The organism is Streptomyces sp. NPDC097129, assembly GCF_055668065.1.
On sequence record NZ_JBVOQE010000012.1, the window covers coordinates 84,094 to 106,884 of the forward strand.

General features: G+C 71.9%; 21 protein-coding genes. 15 read left to right on the top strand and 6 right to left on the bottom strand.

Going from position 1 to position 22,791, the window contains the following annotated elements; translation table 11 throughout:
* Window positions 1–12: 12 nt before the first annotated feature.
* Window positions 13–1,227, bottom strand: coding sequence for a PucR family transcriptional regulator (locus AC0B9F_RS30075; protein ID WP_472007851.1), 1,215 nt, complete (start codon window positions 1,225–1,227; stop codon window positions 13–15).
* Window positions 1,228–1,389: 162 nt separating this feature from the next.
* Between AC0B9F_RS30075 and AC0B9F_RS30080 the strand changes: the two genes are divergently transcribed.
* Together AC0B9F_RS30080 and pruA are read left to right on the top strand one after the other, a co-directional pair.
* On the top strand, window positions 1,390–2,316 hold the full coding sequence (locus AC0B9F_RS30080; RefSeq protein WP_472007853.1) for a proline dehydrogenase family protein: 927 nt from the start codon (window positions 1,390–1,392) through the stop codon (window positions 2,314–2,316).
* A 38-nt stretch (window positions 2,317–2,354) separates the two neighbouring features.
* Entirely contained in the window at window positions 2,355–3,986 is a 1,632-nt protein-coding gene (pruA, locus tag AC0B9F_RS30085; protein WP_472007855.1) for an L-glutamate gamma-semialdehyde dehydrogenase, read from the top strand.
* Window positions 3,987–4,051: 65 nt separating this feature from the next.
* Here pruA and AC0B9F_RS30090 read toward each other — a convergent pair whose 3' ends face one another.
* Window positions 4,052–4,258 (bottom strand): DUF5988 family protein, encoded by a 207-nt coding sequence (locus AC0B9F_RS30090; protein WP_472007857.1) that lies wholly within the window; start codon window positions 4,256–4,258, stop codon window positions 4,052–4,054.
* Between the two features lie 628 nt (window positions 4,259–4,886).
* On the opposite strand from AC0B9F_RS30090, the gene AC0B9F_RS30095 reads away from it, so the two are divergent.
* The 3 genes from AC0B9F_RS30095 (at window position 4,887) to AC0B9F_RS30105 (ending at window position 7,495) form a co-directional block, all read left to right on the top strand.
* On the top strand, window positions 4,887–5,018 hold the full coding sequence (locus tag AC0B9F_RS30095) for a hypothetical protein (protein WP_472007858.1): 132 nt from the start codon (window positions 4,887–4,889) through the stop codon (window positions 5,016–5,018).
* A gap of 81 nt (window positions 5,019–5,099) precedes the next feature.
* On the top strand, window positions 5,100–6,143 hold the full coding sequence (locus AC0B9F_RS30100; RefSeq protein WP_472007860.1) for a 3-isopropylmalate dehydrogenase: 1,044 nt from the start codon (window positions 5,100–5,102) through the stop codon (window positions 6,141–6,143).
* A gap of 263 nt (window positions 6,144–6,406) precedes the next feature.
* A complete protein-coding gene (locus tag AC0B9F_RS30105; protein ID WP_472007862.1) occupies window positions 6,407–7,495 on the top strand; it encodes a branched-chain amino acid aminotransferase in 1,089 nt (362 codons plus the stop codon).
* A gap of 109 nt (window positions 7,496–7,604) precedes the next feature.
* Here AC0B9F_RS30105 and AC0B9F_RS30110 read toward each other — a convergent pair whose 3' ends face one another.
* Window positions 7,605–9,047, bottom strand: coding sequence for a cytosine permease (locus AC0B9F_RS30110; protein ID WP_472007863.1), 1,443 nt, complete (start codon window positions 9,045–9,047; stop codon window positions 7,605–7,607).
* A gap of 145 nt (window positions 9,048–9,192) precedes the next feature.
* On the opposite strand from AC0B9F_RS30110, the gene ureA reads away from it, so the two are divergent.
* The 6 genes from ureA to AC0B9F_RS30140 all read left to right on the top strand — a co-directional run bounded on the left by ureA (window position 9,193) and on the right by AC0B9F_RS30140 (window position 15,718).
* Window positions 9,193–9,897 carry an urease subunit gamma gene (gene ureA, locus AC0B9F_RS30115; protein ID WP_472007865.1) on the top strand — a complete coding sequence of 235 codons (705 nt, stop codon included), beginning with the start codon at window positions 9,193–9,195 and terminating at the stop codon, window positions 9,895–9,897.
* Complete coding sequence (locus AC0B9F_RS30120; protein ID WP_472007866.1) at window positions 9,894–11,606, top strand: urease subunit alpha; 1,713 nt, start codon at window positions 9,894–9,896, stop codon at window positions 11,604–11,606. Before ureA ends, AC0B9F_RS30120 begins: the two co-directional genes overlap by 4 nt.
* Window positions 11,607–11,617: 11 nt before the next feature.
* Entirely contained in the window at window positions 11,618–12,658 is a 1,041-nt protein-coding gene (locus AC0B9F_RS30125; RefSeq protein ID WP_472007867.1) for an agmatine deiminase family protein, read from the top strand.
* 33 nt (window positions 12,659–12,691) lie between these two features.
* Window positions 12,692–13,300 (top strand): TetR/AcrR family transcriptional regulator, encoded by a 609-nt coding sequence (locus AC0B9F_RS30130; RefSeq protein WP_472007868.1) that lies wholly within the window; start codon window positions 12,692–12,694, stop codon window positions 13,298–13,300.
* Between the two features lie 367 nt (window positions 13,301–13,667).
* Complete coding sequence (cimA, locus tag AC0B9F_RS30135; RefSeq protein ID WP_472007870.1) at window positions 13,668–15,278, top strand: citramalate synthase; 1,611 nt, start codon at window positions 13,668–13,670, stop codon at window positions 15,276–15,278.
* A 14-nt stretch (window positions 15,279–15,292) separates the two neighbouring features.
* The gene (locus AC0B9F_RS30140; RefSeq protein ID WP_472007872.1) at window positions 15,293–15,718 is read left to right on the top strand and encodes a VOC family protein; all 426 of its coding nucleotides are present in this window, start codon (window positions 15,293–15,295) and stop codon (window positions 15,716–15,718) included.
* 52 nt (window positions 15,719–15,770) lie between these two features.
* Here the strand turns inward: AC0B9F_RS30140 and AC0B9F_RS30145 are convergent, their stop codons facing one another.
* Window positions 15,771–16,379, bottom strand: coding sequence for a GPP34 family phosphoprotein (locus tag AC0B9F_RS30145; protein WP_472007873.1), 609 nt, complete (start codon window positions 16,377–16,379; stop codon window positions 15,771–15,773).
* A gap of 551 nt (window positions 16,380–16,930) precedes the next feature.
* Between AC0B9F_RS30145 and AC0B9F_RS30150 the strand changes: the two genes are divergently transcribed.
* Window positions 16,931–18,304, top strand: a complete 1,374-nt coding sequence (locus AC0B9F_RS30150) for a hypothetical protein (RefSeq protein WP_472007875.1) — start codon at window positions 16,931–16,933, stop codon at window positions 18,302–18,304.
* An 87-nt stretch (window positions 18,305–18,391) separates the two neighbouring features.
* Here AC0B9F_RS30150 and AC0B9F_RS30155 read toward each other — a convergent pair whose 3' ends face one another.
* Window positions 18,392–19,030, bottom strand: coding sequence for a YceI family protein (locus AC0B9F_RS30155; RefSeq protein ID WP_472007876.1), 639 nt, complete (start codon window positions 19,028–19,030; stop codon window positions 18,392–18,394).
* Between the two features lie 336 nt (window positions 19,031–19,366).
* Between AC0B9F_RS30155 and AC0B9F_RS30160 the strand changes: the two genes are divergently transcribed.
* The 3 genes from AC0B9F_RS30160 (at window position 19,367) to AC0B9F_RS30170 (ending at window position 22,399) form a co-directional block, all read left to right on the top strand.
* The gene (locus AC0B9F_RS30160; RefSeq protein WP_472007877.1) at window positions 19,367–20,962 is read left to right on the top strand and encodes an acyl-CoA carboxylase subunit beta; all 1,596 of its coding nucleotides are present in this window, start codon (window positions 19,367–19,369) and stop codon (window positions 20,960–20,962) included.
* 57 nt (window positions 20,963–21,019) lie between these two features.
* A complete protein-coding gene (locus tag AC0B9F_RS30165; protein ID WP_472007878.1) occupies window positions 21,020–21,214 on the top strand; it encodes an acyl-CoA carboxylase subunit epsilon in 195 nt (64 codons plus the stop codon).
* A gap of 273 nt (window positions 21,215–21,487) precedes the next feature.
* The gene (locus tag AC0B9F_RS30170) at window positions 21,488–22,399 is read left to right on the top strand and encodes a hypothetical protein (RefSeq protein WP_472007879.1); all 912 of its coding nucleotides are present in this window, start codon (window positions 21,488–21,490) and stop codon (window positions 22,397–22,399) included.
* Window positions 22,400–22,514: 115 nt separating this feature from the next.
* On the opposite strand, the gene AC0B9F_RS30175 is transcribed toward AC0B9F_RS30170, so the two are convergent.
* Window positions 22,515–22,791, bottom strand: a 277-nt coding sequence (locus AC0B9F_RS30175) for an ATP/GTP-binding protein (protein ID WP_472007880.1), incomplete at its 5' end; no start/stop codon positions are given.

Genomic DNA, 22,791 nt, shown 5'->3' on the forward strand with positions numbered 1-22,791 from the left:
CCCGGCCGGAGGCTAGAGCCGCGCCGCCTTCAGCGCCATGTGCAGCAGCAGCCGGTCCTCGCCGTCGTCCAGGTCCAGGCCGGTCAGCTGCTCGACCCGGGACAGCCGGTAGTAGAGGGTCTGGCGGTGGATCCCCAACTGGGCCGCCGTGCGCCCGGCCTGGCCCGCGCAGTCGAGGAACACCTCGGCGGTCCGGGCCAGCTCGCGGTGGGCGGCGGTGAGCAGCGGCGCCACCACCGGGTCGGCGGCCGCGAGGGGCGGCAGCGAGGTCAGCAGACGGTACGGCCCGATGCCGGACCACTCGGCGACGGGCCCGAAACGCGGGTCGGCCAGGGCCGCGTGCGCCGCCGCCGACGCCTCCCGCCAGGCCGTGCCGAGCTCGGCGATCCCGGTGCGGGGCGCGGCGATGCCGGCCACGGCGCCGGCGGTGGACCCCGCGGCGCCGCCCCCCGCCCCGGCCCGCTCCCGCAGCCGCGTCGCCACCGACGCCGCCGGCGTCACCGTCTGCGTCGAGCGCAGCCTCACCAGTACCGCCAGGCAGTGCTCCGTCGTGCCCCACGGCACCGTGCACAGCGCCGTCGCGCCCGGCAGCGTGCGCACCGACGGGGCCTGCGCCGGGTCGGCCGACGGCCAGGGCGCCACGCACACCACCGTGTGCGGCCCGTCCGCGCGCACCCCCAGCGCCGTGCGCAGCTCCGCCACCGCCGCGTCCCGCTGCCAGCCCGGCTCCGCCGCCAGCACCGCCCGCAGCTCCCGGGTCAGGTCGGCGCCGTGCTGCGCCTCGTCGGCGAGCAGCGCGCCGATGCGGGCGGTCACCTCCATGGCGGCGGCCAGCTGGGCGTCGCTCGGCCCCGGCTCGCCGTCCAGCAGCCACACGTAGCCGAGGACGACCCCGCGATGGCGCACCGGCAGGCAGATCCGGCCCCGGTAGACCCCGGCGTCCGGGGTGGGCGGGATGCGGACCGGGCCGGTCGCCCGGGTGATGCCGAAGCCCTCGAACCAGGCCCGGACGGCGGCCGTGGAGCGCCGGGTGAGGATCGAGCGGGTGCGCACCGGGTCCAGGACCGTCGGGTCGAGGTCGCCCTCGTCGTCGTAGGCGCCGAAGGCGATCAGTTCGAAGTCCCGGTTCTCCAGGGTCGCCGGAGCGCCGAGCAGCTCCGAGATCTCGTCCACGAGCTCCTGGTAGTCACCCCTGTGTGCCGCCGTCACCCGGGCATTCTCCCGCATCCCGGCCCGGCCTTCATACGTCTGTCTGAGATCTCGGGCACGGATGCGTGACAGCTGTCGATGGCTGACGATCGGGGGGATCCTTAGATTTCACGGTGGTTCTCCGTGCCGTACCCGGCTCGTGGGTTTTCGGCCTGGTCTTGTTCGTAGTGGAGGTGCCCCGTGCTGGGTCCCGTGATTCTCGCCGCGTCGCGCAGCGACCGGATGCGACGCCTGATCTCGGCGGCCCCGGTGACCAAGCAGGTCGTCGACCGCTTCATCCCCGGGGAGACGGTCGACGACGTCGTCCCGATCATCGAGGACCTCACGGCCAAGGGCCTGGAGCTGACGATGGACGTCGTCGGCGAGGACATCACCACCCCCGAGCAGGCAGCCCACGCCCGGGACGCCTACCTGGCCCTGATCGACCACCTGAAGGACCTCGGGCTCGGCGAGCGGGTCGAGATGTCGGTGAAGCTGTCCATGTTCGGCCAGGCGCTGGAGGGCGGCCACGAGCTGGCCCTCGCCAACGTGCGCCCGGTCGTCGAGGCCGCCGCCGCCATCGGCACCACCGTGACCCTCGACGCCGAGGACCACACCACCCTCGACTCGATGTTCGCCATCCACGAGGAGCTGCGGAAGGACTTCCCGCAGACCGGCTGCGTCATCCAGGCCTACCTCTTCCGCACCGAGGCCGACGCCCGCCGGCTCGCCGCCGCCGGCAGCCGGGTCCGCCTGGTCAAGGGCGCCTACAAGGAGCCCGCGTCCGTCGCGTACCAGGACAAGCACGAGATCGACAAGGCGTACGTCCGCGTCCTGCGGATCCTGATGGAGGGCGAGGGCTACCCGATGATCGGGTCCCACGACCCGCGCCTGATCGCCATCGCCCAGGAACTCGCCCACCGCGCCGGGCGCAAGATGGACGAGTACGAGTTCCAGATGCTGTACGGCATCCGCGGCGAGGAGCACCTGCGGCTGGCCGCCGAGGGCCACCGTATGCGCGTCTACACCGCCTACGGCACCGACTGGTACGGCTACTTCATGCGCCGCCTGGCGGAGAAGCCAGCCAACCTGCGCTTCTTCGCCCGCTCGATGCTCACCAAGGGCTGAGACCGAAACACCGCTCACCTCAAGGAGTTACGGAAAACATGGACGCTGTGACCCAGGTCCCCACCCCCGTCAACGAGCCGGTGCACGGCTACGCCCCCGGTTCGCCCGAGCGCGCCCGGCTGGAGACCAAGCTCAAGGAACTGGCCGAGAACCCCATCGACCTGCCCTGCACCATCGGCGGTGAGCAGCGGATGGGCGGCGGCGAGCCGTTCCAGGTCGTGCAGCCGCACAACCACAAGGCCGTCCTGGGCACCTTCCGCCACGCCACGAAGGCGGACGCGCAGGACGCCATCGACGCGGCCCTCGCCGCCGCACCGGCCTGGCGCGCGCTGTCCTTCGACGACCGCGCGGCGATCTTCCTGCGCGCCGCCGAGCTGCTGTCCGGCCCGTGGCGCGAGACGCTGGCCGCCTCCACCATGCTCGGCCAGTCCAAGACCGCCCAGCAGGCCGAGATCGACACCCCGTGCGAGCTCGTCGACTTCTGGCGCTTCAACGTCCACTACGCCCGCCAGATCCTCGCCGAGCAGCCCCCGGCGAACTCCCCGGGTGTGTGGAACCGCCTCGACCACCGCCCGCTGGAGGGCTTCGTCTACGCGATCACGCCGTTCAACTTCACGGCCATCGCGGGCAACCTGCCCACCGCGCCCGCCCTCATGGGCAACGTCGTGGTGTGGAAGCCGTCCCCGACGCAGACCCACGCCGCCGTGCTGCTGATGCGTCTGCTGGAGGAGGCGGGGCTGCCCAAGGGCGTCATCAACCTGCTCACCGGTGACGGCATCGAGGTCTCCGAGGTCGCCCTGAACCACCGCGACCTGGCGGGCATCCACTTCACCGGTTCGACCAGGACCTTCCAGTACCTGTGGAAGACGGTCGGCGCCAACATCGAGAAGTACCGCTCCTACCCGCGCCTGGTCGGCGAAACCGGCGGCAAGGACTTCGTCGTCGCCCACCCGAGCGCCGACCGTGCCGTCCTGAAGACCGCGCTGACCCGCGGCGCCTTCGAGTACCAGGGCCAGAAGTGCTCGGCGACCTCCCGGGCGTACATCCCGGCGTCGATCTGGAACGACGGTTTCAAGGAGCAGTTCGCGGCCGAGGTCGACGGCATCGCGATGGGTGACGTCACCGACCTGTCGCACTTCATCGGCGCCGTCATCGACGAGCGTTCCTTCGCCAAGAACAAGGCCGCGATCGACCGCGCCGCGTCCGACCCGGCGTGCACGATCGTCGCGGGCGGCTCCTACGACGACTCGGTCGGCTACTTCGTCCGGCCGACCGTCATCGAGTGCAGCGACCCGGCCAACGAGGTCTTCACCACCGAGTACTTCGGCCCGATCCTCGCGGTGCACGTCTACGAGGACGACAAGTACGACGAGATGCTCGAGCAGATGGAGTCCGTCTCCGACTACGCGCTGACCGGTTCGGTCATCGCGGGCGACCGCGCGGCGGCCGCGTACACGATGGAGAAGCTCCGCTTCGCCGCGGGCAACTTCTACATCAACGACAAGTCGACCGGCGCCGTCGTCGGCCAGCAGCCCTTCGGTGGTGGCCGGGCCTCCGGTACGAACGACAAGGCCGGTGCGCCGCAGAACCTGCTGCGGTGGACGCTGACGCGTGCCATCAAGGAGACGCTGGTGCCGCCGACCGAGTACGGCTACCCGCACATGGGCTGACGCCCCGAGTGTCACGGGCCGGGTCTTCCGCACGGGACCCGGCCCGTTTCGCTGTTCCCGGCCGGCTACTCGGCGATCTCGGTGCGCTCCCACCACTCGTACACCGGCAGCCGGCCCTGCTCGGTTTCCTGGTGGCGGGTGGTCGACCGGAAGTGTTCGTACCCGCCCCGGTGGGGGACCTTCAGCTCCGTTCCCGGGGGAGTGATCGGGACGATCCGCTCCGCGAGGTCGTCGGGGCCGCCTTCCAGAACTGCTTTGGCCGTGTTGGTCATGGGCTGAGGGTTCCCGGGGGTGGGTGGGGTGTCCCGGGCGGGGGCGAGGATCAGTCGTCCGGGGGAGCGGGTGCCTGCGGCGCCGGGTGCGTTGTGCCTGCGGCGCTGGGTGCGTGGTCGTCTGCGGGTGCGTGGTGGCTGGTCGCGCAGTTCCTCGCGCCCCTTTTGTGCCTGCGGCGGCCTGTTGCTGTCCGGTGGGCGGTTGCTGTCGCGCGTGCGGTGCGTTGTGGGTCGGGGCCGGGGTGGGGGGTGTCCGTCCTCGGTCCGGCCGGCCGTTTCCGACGCGCTCGCTGTTGGTCGGTGCCGGCCGCTGCGGGCGGACACCCCCCACCCCGGCCCCTTCCCGCCGTACGCGGGTGCAGCGTCGTCGTGGTGGGTGCCTCGCGGGAAAGCGCAGGTCAGGGCAGTGTGACGTAACCCGGTGTCTCAGATAGTAGGAAGTCCGAGTAATTGTGGAGACAGATGCGCGGTCCTGTCCTAGCTTTGTAGGAGCCGAACGTCTCGCTCGACCCAGCGAACGGCGGTTGTGAGCCGGGCCCCGATGCAGGCAACCCCTGCGGTCCGTCGCTCCCCGCCTCTTCCGGCGTCTCGTTACCCCTCCGTGTTTGCTTGAAGGAGTCGATCCCTCATGGCCGAGACGACCGTCCGCCGCCGCGTCCGCCACTCCTCCCGCACGAGCGAGTCCGACCGCAAGAACGCCGCCGCCGCGCTCCAGCGCGCTCTCGACCGCCGTGACAACGGCGGCGCCACCGGCCACTGAAAGACCCGCAGGCACGCCCGCTCCTTGTCCGGATGGCGGACGGTTCGTGTCATCCCATGGGACGAGGAGTAGGGTGCCCGCATGTCTCGCAGCATCGATCTCGCAGTGATCCCCGGTGACGGCATCGGGCAGGAAGTCGTGGCCGAAGGCCTCAAGGTCCTCTCCGCCGTCCTCCCGCAGGATGTGAAGCTGGAGACCAAGGAGTACGACTTCGGCGCCCGCCGCTACCACTCCACCGGTGAGACCCTCACCGACGACGACCTGGCCCAGCTGAAGGGGCACGACGCCATTCTGCTCGGCGCCATCGGTGACCCGTCGGTGCCGTCCGGCGTGCTGGAGCGCGGCTTCCTGCTGAAGCTGCGGTTCGCCTTCGATCACCACGTCAACCTGCGTCCGAGCAAGCTGCTCCCGGGTGTCGCCACCCCGCTCGCCGGTGAGCCGCAGATCGATTTCGTCGTCGTGCGTGAGGGCACCGAGGGGCCGTACACCGGCAACGGCGGCACCATCCGCAAGGGCACCGAGCACGAGGTCGCCACCGAGGTGTCCGTGAACACGGCCTTCGGTGTCGAGCGAGTGGTGCGGGACGCCTTCGCGCGTGCCCAGGCGCGGCCGCGCAAGAAGCTGACGCTGGTGCACAAGAACAACGTGCTGACCTTCGCCGGTCACCTGTGGACGAACATCTTCAACAAGGTGGCCGCGGAGTACCCCGAGGTCAGCACCGAGTACATCCATGTCGACGCGGCCACCATCTACCTGGTGACCCAGCCCGAGCGGTTCGACGTCATCGTCACCGACAACCTCTTCGGCGACATCATCACCGACCTCGCCGCGGCCGTCTCCGGCGGCATCGGCGTCGCGGCCTCCGGCAACATCAACCCGAGCCGCGAGTTCCCGTCCATGTTCGAGCCGGTCCACGGCTCGGCCCCGGACATCGCCGGCCAGGGCAAGGCCGACCCCAGCGCCACGGTCCTGTCCGTCGCCCTGCTGCTGCGCCACCTCGGCTACGAGGCCGAGGCCGCCCGGATCGAGGACGCGGTCGCCGCCGACCTCGCCGAGCGCGTGGGCAAGCCCGCCCGCTCCACCTCCGAGATCGGCGACGCGCTCGCCGTACGCGTAGCCGGCTGACCCGGTGCGCTCCTGAAGAACCACTTCGAAGCCGCCGGGTCGCCTTGACGCACCCGGCGGCTTTCCCTGTGCGGCGCCGGGTGGAACCATCGACCCCTGGGCCGCCCCACCCGGATTCCTTCAGCCGCCGCGCCCGCGCGATAATCGAACGCGGAGCCGCGATATGAGGGAAAGCTCGGACGTCCTAGCACTGGCCGGAAACGGCCCTTGCCCGGCGTGCAGGAGCGCGGCCCGTCACGACAACCGGTGAAGGACAACCACTGATGACGACGCCCACGATCGAGCTCAAGCCCTCCGCCCATCCGCTGCCCGCCGCGCAGCGCGAGGCGATCCTCGCCAGCCCCGGGTTCGGCCGCCACTTCACCGACCACATGGTGACGATCAAGTGGACGGAGGGCCGCGGCTGGCACGACGCGCAGCTCGTCCCGTACGGCCCCATCTCCCTCGACCCCTCCAGCCACGTCCTTCACTACGGGCAGGAGATCTTCGAGGGGCTCAAGGCCTACCGCCAGCCCGACGGCTCGGTCGCGCTGTTCCGCCCGGAGGCCAACGCGCGCCGCTTCCGCAACTCCGCCCGCCGCATGGCCATGGCCGAGCTGCCCGAGGAGCTGTTCATCGCCGCCCTGGACGCGCTGCTCTCCCAGGACGCCGCCTGGGTGCCGCCGCACGGCGGTGAGGAGTCCCTCTACCTGCGGCCGTTCATGTTCGCCTCGGAGACCGGGCTCGGTGTGCACCCGGCCAACGAGTACCTGTTCATGCTGATCGCCTCCCCGTCCGGCGCCTACTTCGCGGGCGGCGTCAAGCCGGTCACCATCTGGGTCTCCGAGGACCACGTCCGTGCCGTCCCCGGCGGCACCGGCGACGCCAAGACCGGCGGCAACTACGCCGCCTCCCTGCTGCCGCAGGCCGAGGCCGCCGCCAACGGCTGCGACCAGGTCGTCTACCTCGACGCGGTGACCCGCACCAAGGTCGAGGAGTCCGGCAGCATGAACGTCGCCTTCGTCTACGGCGACCGGATCGTCACCCCGGCGCTGACCGGCTCCATCCTCGAGGGCATCACCCGCGACTCCCTGCTCCAGGTCGCCCGCGACCTCGGCTACACCGCCGAGGAGGGCGTGGTCACGCTCCAGCAGTGGCGTGAGGACGCCGCCTCCGGCGCGCTCACCGAGGTCTTCGCCTGCGGCACCGCCGCCGTCGTCACCCCGATCGGCCACGTCAAGACCAGGTCGGACGCCTGGAGCCACGGCGACGGCACCCCCGGTCCGGTCACCCTCCGGCTGCGCGAGGCCCTGCTCGGCCTCCAGCGCGGCATCACCGAGGACAAGCACGGCTGGATGCACAAGCTCGGCTGACCTCTTCGACGAACAGCAGGGCCGCCCCGGACAGTGCGTCCGGGGCGGCCCTGCTGTTCTTCGGCCCGGGCCGGCCGTCCGTCCTCGGCCGGCCCGGGGGTCTGGGGGGTCAGGCGTCGACGGTCACCGTCTCGGCCGGTGCCACGGGGTCGGCGGGGAGGACCGGAACGCCCGCGCCCCGGGCCGTCAGCGCCAGGTAGACGACGCCGCCGACCAGGCCCGACAGCAGGAAGCTGCAGTCGACGCCGCCGGTGAACTTCAGCAGCGGGCCCTCGTACTCCGGCAGGGACACCGCGAGCAGACCGGTGAACGCGCCGATCGCCCAGGAGACGGCGGCCTGGACGTTCCAGCCGGCCCGGTACCAGTAGATGCCGCCGTGCGAGCGCCGGTTGAACACCTGCAGCGCGTCCGCGTCGTACACACCACGGCAGCGGGCGAAGCCGATGAGGGTGATGACGGCCCACGGGGTGCCGATCGCGGTGAGCAGCAGCACGAACGAGGTCATCGCCGCCTGCGCGTCCCACAGGAAGTGGCCGACGAAGACGCAGGCCGTGGCGACGATCGCGACGGTGAGGGTGGCGCGGGCGCGGGAGGCCCGCGGCAGGATCGCGTCCAGGTCCAGGCCCATCGAGTACAGCATCAGACCGGCGTTGCCGACCGAGCCCGCGGAGGCGGCCAGCAGGAGCGGAATCAGGTACCAGGTGGGGGAGGCGCCCACCAGCGGGCCGGCGTAGTCGAGCGCGGCGCGGGCGCCGAACGCGGTGAAGGTGCCGAAGAGCTGCGGCACCAGCAGGCCGAGGATCAGGCCGAGCCAGGTGGCGTGCAGGATGCGGCGCGGGGCGTGGCGGCGGGGGGAGATGTAGCGGGTGTAGTCGCCGAGCAGGGTGATGAAGGCGATCGGCCCGGACAGGCCCGCGGCCACTGCCGACAGCAGCCACGTCGGCCAGAACCCGCCCAGCAGATAGCCGCCGGCCTGGGGGAGCGCGGCGGTGGTGAAGTGCGGGGCGTAGGCGAGCAGGCCGAGCGCCAGCAGGGCCGTCATGCCGACGGCGAGGACGCGGGACATGGTGAGCAGCACCTTGTAGCCGTACACCGCGCCCGCGACGGTCGCCCCGGCCAGCAGGGCGTAGATCACGCCGTACGACACGCCGTTCGCGGGGAGGCCGAAGAGGCGGCCGAGCACGCTGACCGAGACGTCACCGCCCACCCACACGGTCAGGGCGGTGTAGCCGAGGGCGAGCAGCAGACCGACGACCGAGCCGACCAGCCGGCCGCGCACGCCGAACTGGGCGCCGGAGGAGGTGGACAGGTTGGTCGCGGTGCGCAGAGAGATCAGCGCCAGCGGTGCCGTCAGCGCCGTACCGACGACCGTGCCCGCGAGGATCGAGGTGATCGAGGACCAGAAGTCGAGGCCGAAGGAGGCCGGCAGCCAGCCGAAGACGATGACGCCCAGGCAGAGGTTGGAGCCGAGGAGGATCGAGACGAGGTCGCGTGGCCCGCTGGTGCGTTCCTCGTCGGGGATCGTGTCGACTCCGCGCTGTTCGATGGGCATGGTGTGGGTCTCCTTCGACGGCCACCTGATGTTAGAGCGACGTTCAATGTGACGTGCGTAAAGGTGGCCCGTCAATATTTCCGTTGCGTGAATCTGGTGTTTAGAGTGGTGCTCTAAAGCGAGGAAGGCAAGGAGGTGCCGCGAGGTGAGACTGACTCCCACGGAACGTGACCGGCTGCTGCTCTTCGGAGCTGCCGAGCTGGCCCGTGCCCGCCGGGCCCGAGGGCTCAGGCTGAACGTCCCGGAGGCGACCGCGCTGATCGCGGACACCGTCTGCGAGGCCGCCCGGGACGGCAAGCGGCTCGCCGAGGCCATCGAGGCGGCCCGCTCGGTGCTCGGCCCCGACGACGTGCTGCCCGGCGTCGCCGACGTGGTCACCGAGGTCATGGTCGAGGCCGTCTTCGACGACGGCTCCCGGCTCGCCGTCGTCTCCGACCCGATCGGCGGGGGCCTGGGGGAGGAGGCGCCGGGTGCGCTGCTCCCGGCCCCGATGCACTCCGACCCCGAACCAGTGGTCCGGCTGACGGTCACCAACACCGCGAGCGTGCCAGTGTCGGTCACCTCGCACTTCCACTTCTTCGAGGCCAACCCCCGCCTGGACTTCGACCGCGCCGCGTCCTACGGCATGCGGCTCGCCGTCCCCGCCGGGTCCTCGGTGCGCTTCGGGCCGGGCGAGACGCACGAGGTCGGCCTGGTGCCGATCGGCGGCGAGCGCATCGCGATCGGCTTCGCCGGTCTGGTCGACGGGCCGCTGGACGCGCCGGGCGCGAAGGACGAGGCCCTGCGCCGGGCCGCCGCCTGCGGCTACCTCGGAGTACCGGACACCACCGAGAAGGAGGCCGAGCGATGAGTCGCCCCGGAGGCCACCCCGCCGAAGCCCGCCACCTCACGCCGTACGAGTACGCGGCCACCCACGGCCCCCGGGCCGGCGACCGCGTCCGCCTCGGCGACAGCGGGCTGACCATCAAGGTCGAGTCCGACGCGCAGAAGTACGGAGACGAATTCCTCGCCGGCTTCGGCAAGACCGCCCGCGACGGACTGCACCTGAAGGCCGCCGCCGTCCGCGACACCTGCGACGTCGTGATCAGCAACGTCGTCGTGATCGACGCCGTGCAGGGCATCCGCAAGGTGTCCATCGGCATCCGGGAAGGACGGATCTGCGGGATCGGACGGGCCGGCAACCCGGACACCCTCGACGGCGTCGACGTCGTCGTCGGCACGGGGACCTCGATCGTCTCCGGCGAGGGGCTGATCGCCACCGCCGGTGCCGTCGACACGCACGTCCACCTGCTGTCGCCGCGCATCATGGAGGCCTCGCTCGCCTCCGGTGTCACCACGATCATCGGGCAGGAGTTCGGCCCGGTGTGGGGTGTCGGCGTCAACTCGCCGTGGGCGCTGCGCCACGCCTTCAACGCCTTCGACGCCTGGCCGGTCAACATCGGTTTCCTGGGCCGGGGTTCGTCCTCGCACGACGCGCCCCTGATCGAGGCGCTGGCCGAGGGCGGCGCGTCCGGCTTCAAGGTGCACGAGGACATGGGCGCCCACACCCGCGCCCTGGACACCGCGCTGCGGGTCGCCGAGGAGCACGACGTGCAGGTCGCCCTGCACAGCGACGGCCTCAACGAGTGCCTGTCGGTGGAGGACACCCTCCGGGTGCTGGAGGGCCGCACCATCCACGCCTTCCACATCGAGGGCTGCGGCGGCGGACACGTCCCCAACGTGCTGAAGATGGCCGGCGTCCCCAACGTCATCGGCTCCTCGACCAATCCGACGCTGCCGTTCGGCCGGGACGCGGTCGCCGAGCACTACGGCATGATCGTCTCCGTGCACGACCTCAAGCCCGACCTGCCCGGCGACGCCGCCATGGCCCGCGACCGCATCCGCGCGGGGACGATGGGCGCCGAGGACGTGCTGCACGACCTGGGCGCGATCGGCATCACCTCCTCCGACGCCCAGGGCATGGGCCGGGCCGGCGAGACCGTGCGCCGCACCTTCGCCATGGCCGGCAAGATGAAGGCCGAGCTGGGCGGCCCGGACGCCGACCACGACAACGAGCGCGTCCTGCGGTACATGGCCAAGCTGACCATCAACCCGGCCATCGCCCACGGCCTCGCCCACGAGGTCGGCTCGCTGGAGGTCGGCAAGCTCGCCGACATCGTGCTGTGGCGGCCGGAGTACTTCGGCGCCAAGCCGCAGCTCGTCCTGAAGTCCGGCTTCCCCGCCTACGGTGTGGTCGGCGACCCCAACGCGGCCACCGACACCTGCGAACCCCTCGTGCTGGGGCCGCAGTTCGGCGCGTTCGGCGCCACCGCCGCCGACATCTCCGTCGCGTTCGTCGCCCAGGCCGCCGTCGACCAGGGCAACGACACGATGCCCACCCGGCGCCGCCGGGTCGCCGTGCGCGGCACACGCGGCATCGGCCCGGCCGACCTGCGGCTCAACTCCCGTACCGGACAGGTCGACGTGGACCAGCGCACCGGCCTCGTCACCCTCGACGGCGAGCCGCTCAGCTCGGAGCCCGCCGACTCCGTCTCCCTCAACCGCCTCTACTTCCTCTAAGGACCTCCCGTATGAGCACGCCCGTCGCCGACGGCTTCTCGATGCCCGCCGAGTGGACCCCGCACGAGCGGACCTGGATGGCCTGGCCGAGCCCCAACCCCACCTTCGACGACCCCGAGGACCTCGCCGCGTCCCGGATCGCCTGGGCGTCGGTCGCCCGTGCGATCCGCCGCTTCGAGCCGGTCACCGTGGTCTGCGGCCCCGGCCAGTCCACCGAGGCCGCCACCCTGCTCGGTGAGGGCATCGACGTCGTCGAGCGCGAACTCGACGACGCCTGGATGCGCGACATCGGCCCCACCTTCCTCACCAACGGCCGAGGCGAACTCGCCGCCGTCGACTGGACGTTCAACGGCTGGGGCGCCCAGGACTGGGCCCGCTGGGAGCACGACTCCAAGATCGGCGCCTACGTCTCCGACCTGGCCGGCGCGAAGACGTACGCCTCGCGGCTGGTCAACGAGGGCGGCGCGATCCACGTCGACGGCGAGGGCACCGTGCTCCTCACCGAGACCGTGCAGCTCGGCCCCGAGCGCAACCCGCACTGGACCAAGGAGCAGGTCGAGGCGGAGATCCACGCCCACCTCGGCACCACCAAGGCGATCTGGCTGCCGCGCGGTCTGACCGGCGACTACCCGCCCTACGGCTTCGGCACCCTCGGTCACGTCGACATCGTCGCCGCCTTCGCCCGGCCCGGCGTCGTCGTCGCCCACCACCAGCCGGACCCGGCCCACCCGGACTTCGAGGTCTCCAAGGAGGTCATCTCCCTGCTGCGCTCCCAGACCGACGCCCGGGGCCGCGCGCTTGAGGTCGTGGAGGTGCCCGCCCCGACCGTGCTGGAGGCCGACGGCCACTGGGCCGACTACTCCTACATCAACCACTACCTGTGCAACGGCGGCGTCGTGCTGTGCGGCTTCGACGACCCGCGCGACGAGATCGCGGCCGGCATCTTCCGCAAGCTGTTCCCCGAGCGGACGGTGACCCTGGTGGACGCGCGTACGATCTTCGCGGGTGGGGGCGGCATCCACTGCATCACCCAGCAGCAGCCGAAGGTCTGACCCGCAGACCGGTCCGAGACACAGGAGCAGCAGATGGCCGGTGCGGCCCGTGCGCGCAGGAACGCGCCGCCGCGCGAGGAGGTCCTCGCCTCCGCCATGGACATGATCGCCGAGCGCGGTCTGGAGAAACTCACCATGGCGGGGCTGGGCCGCGAGGTCGGTATGAGCAGCGGCCACCTGCTGTACTACTTCCGCTCCAAGGACGAGCTGCTGCTGCGGACCCTGGAGTGGAGCGAGGGCCGGCTGGGCGCCGAACGCGCCCGGCTGCTGTCGAGCGGCGGCACCGCCCGCGAACGGCTGGCGGCCTACGTCGACCTGTACGTCCCCGACGGGCACCGCGACCCGCACTGGACGCTGTGGCTCGAGGTGTGGAACCGCTCGCAGAACGCCGACGACGACGCCCGGGTCCGCCAGGCCGCCATCGAGGGCGCCTGGCACCGCGACCTGGTCGCCCTCGTCGCCGAGGGCATCTCGCACGGCGAGTTCCGCGCCGTGGACCCCGACCGCTTCGCGTCCCGGCTGCGGGCCCTGCTGGACGGGTTCTCCATCCACGTGGCGATCGGCCTGCGCGGCACCGACCGGGCACAAACCCTCGCCCACGTGCGGGAGTTCATCGACGACGCGCTCCTCGCGCACGGCTGACCCCCCGCCCGGCGGCGTCACCGTCCGGGCAAGGGCGCACCCGGTCACGCGAGAGGTGACCGGCGCCGCGCTCGCATCCTGAGACGGGCGGTGAGCAACCGGGCGGATTGTGCCAGACTGCCCCCGTGCTCTCGTTCGCCACGATTATTGGCAGCAGGCGCGCCGGTCCGCAGTGACCGCCACGTACGACCAGGTACGGGCGGCCACCGTCGTCCTCGACCCGCGCGCAGACCTCTCGCACCCGCGAGGGGTTTTTCTGTTTCCTGGCCCACCTTCAGCCGGGAGTCAGGCGTGAGGGACCATTGGGGGGACGGTGGAGCCGGTCATTCCGGTAAGATCGAAGATCCACAACAGGAGCCTTGAGACCATGACCGAGACGGCAACCAGCGAGCTCGACGACTCGTTCCACGTCTTCGACACCACCCTGCGGGACGGCGCCCAGCGTGAGGGCATCAACCTCACCGTCGCCGACAAGCTCGCGATCGCACGGCACCTGGACGACTTCGGCGTGGGCTTCATCGAGGGCGGCTGGCCCGGCGCCAACCCGCGCGACACCGAGTTCTTCGCCCGCGCGCAGGCGGAGATCACCTTCCGGCACGCCCAGCTCGTCGCCTTCGGCTCCACCCGCCGCGCCGGAACGACCGCCGCCGAGGACCCGCAGGTCAGGGCGCTCGTGGAGTCCGGCGCCCCGGTGGTCACCCTGGTCGCCAAGTCCCACGACCGGCACGTGGAGCTCGCGCTGCGCACCACGCTCGACGAGAACCTGGACATGGTCCGCGACACGGTGTCCTACCTGCGCTCGCAGGGCCGCCGGGTCTTCGTCGACTGCGAGCACTTCTTCGACGGCTACCGCGCCAACCCCGAGTACGCCAAGGCCGTCGTACGCGCCGCCTCCGAGGCCGGCGCCGACGTCGTCGTCCTGTGCGACACCAACGGCGGCATGCTGCCCGCGCAGGTCCACGCCGTCGTCTCCACCGTGATCGCCGACACCGGCGCCCGGCTCGGCATGCACGCCCAGGACGACACCGGCTGCGCGGTCGCCAACACGCTCGCCGCCGTCGACGGCGGCGCGACCCACGTGCAGTGCACGGCGAACGGGTACGGCGAGCGCGTCGGCAACGCCAACCTGTTCCCGGTGGTCGCCGCGCTGGAGCTGAAGTACGGCAAGAAGGTGCTGCCCGAGGGCCGGCTGCGGGAGATGACCCGCATCTCGCACGCCATCGCCGAGGTCGTGAACCTCACGCCGTCCACGCACCAGCCGTACGTCGGCGTGTCCGCCTTCGCGCACAAGGCCGGGCTGCACGCCTCCGCGATCAAGGTCGACCCGGACCTGTACCAGCACATCGACCCCGAGCGGGTCGGCAACACCATGCGGATGCTGGTCTCCGACATGGCCGGCCGCGCCTCCATCGAACTGAAGGGCAAGGAGCTCGGCATCGACCTCGGCGGCGACCGCGAACTGGTCGGCCGGGTCGTCGAGCGGGTCAAGGAGCGCGAACTCAAGGGCTACACCTACGAAGCCGCCGACGCGTCCTTCGAGCTGCTGCTGCGCACCGAGGTGCAGGGCAGGCCGCTGCGCTACTTCGAGGTCGAGTCCTGGCGCGCGATCGTCGAGGACCGGCCCGACGGCACCCACGCCAACGAGGCCACGGTGAAGCTGTGGGCCAAGGGCGAGCGGATCGTCGCCACCGCGGAGGGCAACGGCCCGGTCAACGCCCTCGACCGCGCGCTGCGCGTCGCGCTGGAGAAGATCTACCCGCAGCTCGCCAAGCTCGACCTCGTCGACTACAAGGTGCGCATCCTGGAGGGCGTGCACGGCACCCAGTCCACCACCCGCGTCCTGATCTCCACCTCCGACGGCGCCGGCGAGTGGTCCACGGTGGGCGTCGCCGACAACGTCATCGCCGCGTCGTGGCAGGCGCTGGAGGACGCGTACACGTTCGGGCTGCTGCGGGCGGGCGTGCACCCGGCCGAGTAGGCCACAGTGGAGGCATGACCTCTTCGGACGGTGACCTTCTGGGCCGGGCCCGCGTGGCGACCCGGCTGCCCGCCCGGGACCTGGAACGGGCCCGGCGGTTCTACGCGGACAAGCTGGGTCTGACCCCCGTGGACGAGCGGCCCGGCGGGCTGCTGTACCGGTGCGGGGCGGTGGACTTCGTCGTGTTCCGCTCGACGGGGTCCTCGCCCGGCACGTTCACCCAGATGGCGTTCGAGGTGGACGACATCGAGGCGGTTGTCGCCGAGCTGCGGCGGCGCGGGGTCGTGTTCGAGGACGTCGACGCGCCGGGGCTGCACACCCGGGACGGGATCGCCGAGGTCGAGGGCAACTACCCGAGCAAGGGCGCGCGGGGAGAGCGCGGGGCGTGGTTCCGGGACAGCGAGGGGAACCTGCTGGCCGTGGGGCAGCCGGTCGTCTAGCCGGTCTACCTGTAGGGGGAGCCGGTGGGGTGGGCGTGGCCCCGCCGGCTGATCAGAGGCCGCGCCAGATGTTGGCGTACGCGTCGTCCTCGATACGGCGGCGCTGGCGGACGGCCGCCAGTTCCGTGACCGCGTCGTTGACGGCCGCGACGACCGTCACGACGGCGTCGTCCAGGTCCGCGGTCTCCTCCTGCCCCGTGGGCCCGGCGTGCCCGGGGATGCCCAGGGCGGCGGCCAGGGCCGCGAGGACGGGCTCGCCGAACGCCCAGCGGTCGGCGGCGTGACGGCGGCCGGGATCGTCGGGCGGGGTGTCGCCGTCCCGCCGTCTGCGTGAGAGCGGCCACCGGTGGCCGCCGCGCTCGCCCTCCAGCTCTGCGGCGTAGGCGGCGGCGAGGCCCCGGCCCCGCCGCCACAGCCAGTCCTCGACGGACTCGTAGGGAGTGTCACGGCTCAGGGCCGCGGCCGCCTCGTCCAGCAGCCGGTCACCCGTGGCCCGCTGGAGGCCGGGCAGGATCCGGTCGTCGTCCAGGTGGACGGACTCGTCGGCGATCAGGTCGACCAGCTCGGCCCCGGCCAGCGCGAGCGACAGATCGCCCTGCGTGAGGGGGCGGGCGGCCGGCACGTCCAGGGCGGTGATCAACAGGTCGCGTGCGGTGGTCATGCTTCCAGCATGCGGCTTGCCTGCGGCGCTGGGTCGTGTTTCGTCTGCGGGTTTCGTTGTGGCTGGTCGCGCCGTTCCCCGCGCCCCTTTGATGCCTGCGGCGGCCCGTTGCTGTCCGGTGGGCGGTTGCTGTTGCGCCTGCGGTGCGTTGTGGGTCGGGGCCGGGGTGGGGGGCGTCCGTCCTCGGTCCGGCCGCCCGTCCCCGACGACGGCACCGTTGCCCGGTGCCGGACGCTGCGGGCGGACACCCCCCACCCTGTCCCCTGCCCGCCGTCGGCGACTGCGGGTCGTCGTGGCTGGGCAGGCCAAGGGTCAGAGGGGGCTATGCGGGGCTCAACGGCATGGAAGTCGCCATGAGTTGGCTGTGCGTCAGGTGCGGTGTGGCTGGCCGACGTGCTGTACGGCAGGCGGCCGTTCACCGGGCAGCTGCTGATCGTCCAGCAGAAGGCGGGGCAGCACCTCACCCCGGCGATCGCCGGGCCGGACCACCTGGGGCCTGATTCCGCTCAACGCGGAGGAGCGTTTTGGGATGCTTCGGGTACGTTCGACATATGAAGGCTGACGTACGGACCCGAAGCCTCCCGGCCCTGCTGGCGGCCGCCCTGCTCGCCGCGTGCGCGGTGCTCTGGGCGCCTGCCCCGCACGCCGTCGCGGACTCCGATCTGTCCACGATCGGGCGGTCGCTGCGCGAGAACCCCGTCTACGTCGACCCGGCCGCCTCGGCGCAGTTGCCGGCCGGGGACGCCGCCGCCCTGGCGAAGCGGATCAAGGGCGCGGACAAGCCGCTCTTCGTGGTGGTGCTGCCGGGTGACTACCCGACCAAGAGCCTCTTCACGGACCTGCGGACCGCCACCGGCATCACCGGGCTGTACGCGGTCCGGCTCGGGGACCGCTTCGACGCCCGGGCCGACTCCTCCGTGCTGCCGCGGACGGCCGTGCGCAACCTGGTCGGCAGTGTGCAGGGCGAGACGGACGCCCGCGCTCAGCTGACCGGCTTCACCGACCGGGCCCTGCTCAACATGCACGGCTCGGCGCCCTCGGGCTGGGGTTCCTCCGGGAGCAGCGGGGTGTCGGCCACCGCGCTGGTCGCCACGGCTGCCGTGGTGGTCGTCGGCGGCGCGGGCGCGTACGCCTTCGTCCGGCGTGGGCGGCGCCGCCGCGAGGACGAGCAGCGGGGCGCACTGGAGAGGCTGCGCGTGGTCGTCGACGAGGACATCACCGCCTTCGGTGAGGAACTGGACCGGCTGGACTTCAACCCGGCCGAAGGGGGCGCCGACGACGCCATGCGCGGGGACTACGAGCGGGCCCTGGACGCCTACGAGCAGGCGAAGTCGCTGATGGCGGCGGCCCGGCGGCCGGAGGACGTACGGGCCGTCACCCAGACGCTGGAGGACGGCCGCTTCTCCCTGGCCCAGCTCGCCGCGCGCCGTGAGGGCCGGCCGCTGCCCCAGCGCCGGCCGCCGTGCTTCTTCGACCCGCGCCACGGCCCCTCGGTCGCCGACGCCACCTGGACCCCGGCCGGCGGCGCCCCGCGCGAGGTCCCGGTGTGCGCCGCCGACCGGACCCGGCTGGAGGACGGCCGTGACCCGATGGTCCGCGAGGTCGACACCGACTACGGCCGCCGCCCCTACTGGGACGCCGGCCCGGCCTACGGCCCCTGGGCGGGCGGCTACTTCGGCGGCGGCATGCTGCCGGGCCTCCTCGTCGGCACCCTGCTCGGCAGCATGATGGCCACCCCGTCCTACGCCGCCTACTACGGCAGCGGCTACGGCGACTTCGGCGCCGGCGGTTACGACGGCGGCGACGTGTCGGGCTCCGACTTCGACTCGGGCGACTTCGGGGACTTCGGCGGCGGCGGGGGAGGGGACTTCGGCGGAGGCGGCGGGGACTTCGGGGGCGGCGGGGACTTCGGCGGCAACTTCTGAACGGGCGGCGGCACGAACGCGGCACGGGCCCCCGGTTTCCGCGAAGGACGCGGAAGTCGGGTGGCCCGTGCTGTGCCGGTGTTCGGGTCAGGCGTTGCGGATCGCCGAGATGTCGAAGACGAGCTTGATCTTGTCGGAGACCAGGACGCCGCCGGTCTCCAGGGCCGCGTTCCAGCTCAGGCCCCACTCCGAGCGCAGGATCTCCGCCTTGCCCTCGAAGCCGACGCGCTCGTTGCCGAACGGGTCCTTCGCGGCGCCGTGGAACTCCAGGTCGATGGTGAGCGGCTTGGTGACGCCGAGGATCGACAGGTCACCGGTGATGCGGTAGTCGTCGCCGCCCAGGGCCTGCGCCGCGGTGGAGCGGAAGGTCATCGCCGGGAACTCGTCGGTCTTGAAGAAGTCCGCGGACTTCAGGTGGCCGTCGCGGTCGGCGTTGCCGGTGTCGATGCTGTCCATCTTGACGTCGAGGGAGGCCGTCGAGCGCGACGGGTCGGCGCCGTCGAGGTGCAGCGACCCGGAGAAGTCGAGGAAGGAGCCCTTGACGTTGGTGACCATGGCGTGGCGGGCGACGAAGCCGATCGTGGTGTGGCTCGGGTCGATCGTGTAGTCGCCGCTGAGCGCCGCGAGGTCCGGGCCAGCGGGCGCCGTGGCGGTGGCGGTGGCGCCGGTGGTCTCGGGGGTGGTGGCGGTGGTCTCGGGGGTGTTCTTGCGGCCGAAGATGCCCATGGCGTGCTCCTTGGGGACGGGATGTTGAATGTTCAACGATGCCAACGACTTCGACCGTAGACCTATTCCGTTCAAAGTTCAACAGTCTCGGCCGGGGTAGTCTTTCCGAGGTCGCGACCCCGGCCCCGATTCACTCCGGGGATGGCATCTGAGCGCGCCGATGTGAGGCGGCTTACGTCCCCCGGTTTTGTGCGACCCCCACAACCCCGACGCCCTCTGAGCAGTCGGAACGCCTGCATGCCCGCCGGGTTCTGTTCAGGGGTACCAGGAAAACGGCCCGGAGACTGTACGGAGTCGACGGCTCGCTTTCCTGGGCGGTCTTCGTAAGGTCACTACATGACCGTTTTGGAAGACACGACGGGTGAGCCCACCGGCGAGCCGACGGACGCGCGCGGGCGGGTCGCCGAACTGCACGAGATCCGTGCCCAGGCGTTGGCCGGTCCGGGAGAGAAGGCGACCGCGGCCCAGCACGCCAAGGGCAAGCTGACCGCCCGGGAGCGCATCGAGCTGCTCCTGGACCCGGGGTCCTTCCGGGAGGTCGAGCAGCTGCGCCGGCACCGGGCGACCGGTTTCGGGCTCGAGGCCAAGAAGCCGTACACGGACGGTGTGATCACCGGCTGGGGCACGGTGGAGGGCCGCACGGTCTTCGTCTACGCCCATGACTTCCGCATCTTCGGCGGCGCGCTGGGCGAGGCCCACGCCACCAAGATCCACAAGATCATGGACATGGCCATCGCGGCCGGTGCGCCGCTGGTGTCGCTCAACGACGGCGCCGGCGCCCGCATCCAGGAGGGGGTCAGCGCGCTCGCCGGGTACGGCGGGATCTTCCAGCGCAACACCAAGGCCTCCGGCGTCATCCCGCAGATCTCGGTGATGCTCGGCCCGTGCGCGGGCGGCGCGGCCTACAGCCCGGCGCTGACGGACTTCGTGTTCATGGTCCGCGACACCTCGCAGATGTTCATCACCGGTCCGGACGTGGTCAAGGCCGTCACCGGTGAGGAGATCACGCAGAACGGCCTCGGCGGCGCGGACGTGCACGCGGAGACCTCCGGCGTGTGCCACTTCGCGTACGACGACGAGGAGACCTGCATCGCCGAGGTGCGGTACCTGCTGTCGCTGCTGCCGCAGAACAACCGGGAGAACCCCCCGCGGGCGGAGTCCGGCGACCCGGTCGACCGTCGCGGCGACGTCCTGCTGGACCTGGTCCCGGCGGACGGCAACCGGCCGTACGACATGGCGAAGGTGATCGAGGAGATCGTCGACGACGGCGAGTACCTCGAGGTGCACGAGCGCTGGGCCCGCAACATCATCTGCGCGCTGGCCCGGCTGGACGGCCAGGTCGTCGGCATCATCGCGAACCAGCCGCAGGTGCTGGCCGGTGTGCTGGACATCGAGGCGTCGGAGAAGGCCGCGCGGTTCGTGCAGATGTGCGACGCCTTCAACATCCCGATCGTCACCCTGTTGGACGTACCGGGCTTCCTCCCCGGCGTCGACCAGGAACACGGCGGGATCATCCGGCACGGCGCGAAACTGCTGTACGCGTACTGCAACGCGACCGTGCCGCGGATCTCGCTCATCCTGCGCAAGGCGTACGGCGGTGCTTACATCGTCATGGACAGCCAGTCCATCGGCGCCGACCTGACCTACGCCTGGCCGACCAACGAGATCGCCGTCATGGGTGCCGAGGGCGCCGCCAACGTCATCTTCCGCCGTCAGATCGCCGACGCCGAGGACCCCGAGGCCATGCGGCAGAAGATGGTCAAGGAGTACAAGGCGGAGCTGATGCACCCCTACTACGCGGCCGAGCGCGGCCTGGTCGACGACGTCATCGACCCCGCCGAGACCCGTGAGGTCCTCGTCCGCTCGCTTGCGATGCTCCAGACCAAGCACGCCGACCTGCCCTCGCGCAAGCACGGCAACCCTCCGCAGTAACCCTGCGGACCCACCGCGGCAATGCCTCGGACCCCTTACTCACGGAGACTGACACCCATGAGCACTCCCGACATCCGCGTCGAGAAGGGCCACGCCGAGCCCGAGGAGGTCGCCGCCATCACGGCCGTCCTCCTGGCCCGCGCGGCCGCCCGCCCCGCCGAGACCGTCCCCACTCACCGCGGCCGCCCGCGCGCCGGCTGGCGCCGCCTGGAGCGCGAGAACGGCTTCCGCGCCCCGCACAGCTGGCGCTGACTGCACCGCACACCGACGGCCCCGCCCTCCCCTCCGGGAAGGCGGGGCCGCCGCGTTGCCCGGCACCGGCAGCCAGCCCCCTCCGCCCCGCGCCGCCGGCCCAGCCGCCCCCGTCACGGTCGGGGCGCGCCGCGTCGGACTGGATGTTCCTCCGGCCGGAGGCCGTCGCCGGGTTCGGACTTCTGATCTCTTGGCCCCGGAGAGCAAGATCCCTAACCTGGCCGCCCGGCGTGTGCTCCTCGCGTCGGCGACAGGGAAGGCAGGCACCCATACGTGAGACTCCCCATGGTGCGGCACACCGCGTACGCCACCGCCGCGGCCGCCCTGCTGGCCGTGCTCGTATCCGCCCCGGCCGGGGCGGACGACGGCTGGCTCAGGGTCGGTACGGACTCCACCACCGGCGTCAGCGGCCTGGCCCACGAGGGCCGCACCGCGCTGATCGTCCACGACAACAAGCGCAGCGGGCAGCCGCGGCTGTCCCGGGTCGCCTTCGGCGCCGACGGCGCGCCCCAGGTCACCCCGCTGACCTGGAGCGGAGCCGAACCCGTCGACCTGGAGGCGATCGAGGCGGTCCCGGGCGCACCGGGGGAGTACCTGGCGCTCGCCTCCCGTGGCATCGTCTACCGGCTGACGGTCACCGACGCGACGGCGACCGTCGTCGACTACACCCCGGTGCCGGGAATCGCCGCCGGCGACGACTACGAGAGCCTGGCGCTCACGAGCGAGGGCGGCGGGCTCGTGGCCCTGTGGGCCGACCGGGGCGCCGGCGCCGACCGCCCCGCCACCCTGAACGCGGCGCCCCTGACGTTCGCCCCCTGGGGACAGCCGCAGTTCGGCGCCGTCACCCGGCACACCTACCGGGCGTCGTACCCCACCGCCCCCGGCACGCGGCACATATCGGATATCTCTGTCACCGCCTCGGGCCGCATACTGGTGAGTTCCGCGGCCGACGCCGGTGACGACGGCCCGTTCGACTCCGCGGTGAGCGACGCGGGACGGGTGACGGTGTCGCCGGCCGGCCGGGTGCGCGTCGCACTCGCCCGGAAGCCGACCGTGCTCGGCACCTTCCCCGGGCACAAGATCGAGGCCGTGGAGTGCCTGCCCGGCACGCCCGACGCCCTGCTCGGCACCGACGACGAGAACCTGGGCGGATTCGTGCGCACCGCACCCTTCTGCGGCGGCTGAACACCCCTTCCGCACCGGCTGGCCAAGCATGTCGACCATCACGCACGACGGCCACCACGCACGACGGCCCCCGAACCGCACGGTTCGGGGGCCGGAGGCGTTCCGCGGGAGGCCGCTAGCGCAGCCGCGCCATCAGCGCGTGCTCGACGAGCGTGATCAGGGCGGACTTGGCGTCGGCGCGGTGCCGTGCGTCCGTCGTGATGATCGGGGTGTCCGGGCCGATCTGCAGGGCCTCGCGCACCTCGTCGGGGTTGTACGGCTGCTGTCCGTCGAAGCCGTTCAGCGCGATCACGAACGGCAGGCCGCTGTTCTCGAAGTAGTCGACGGCGGGGAAGCAGTCGGCCAGGCGCCGGGTGTCGACGAGTACCACCGCGCCGATCGCGCCGCGCACG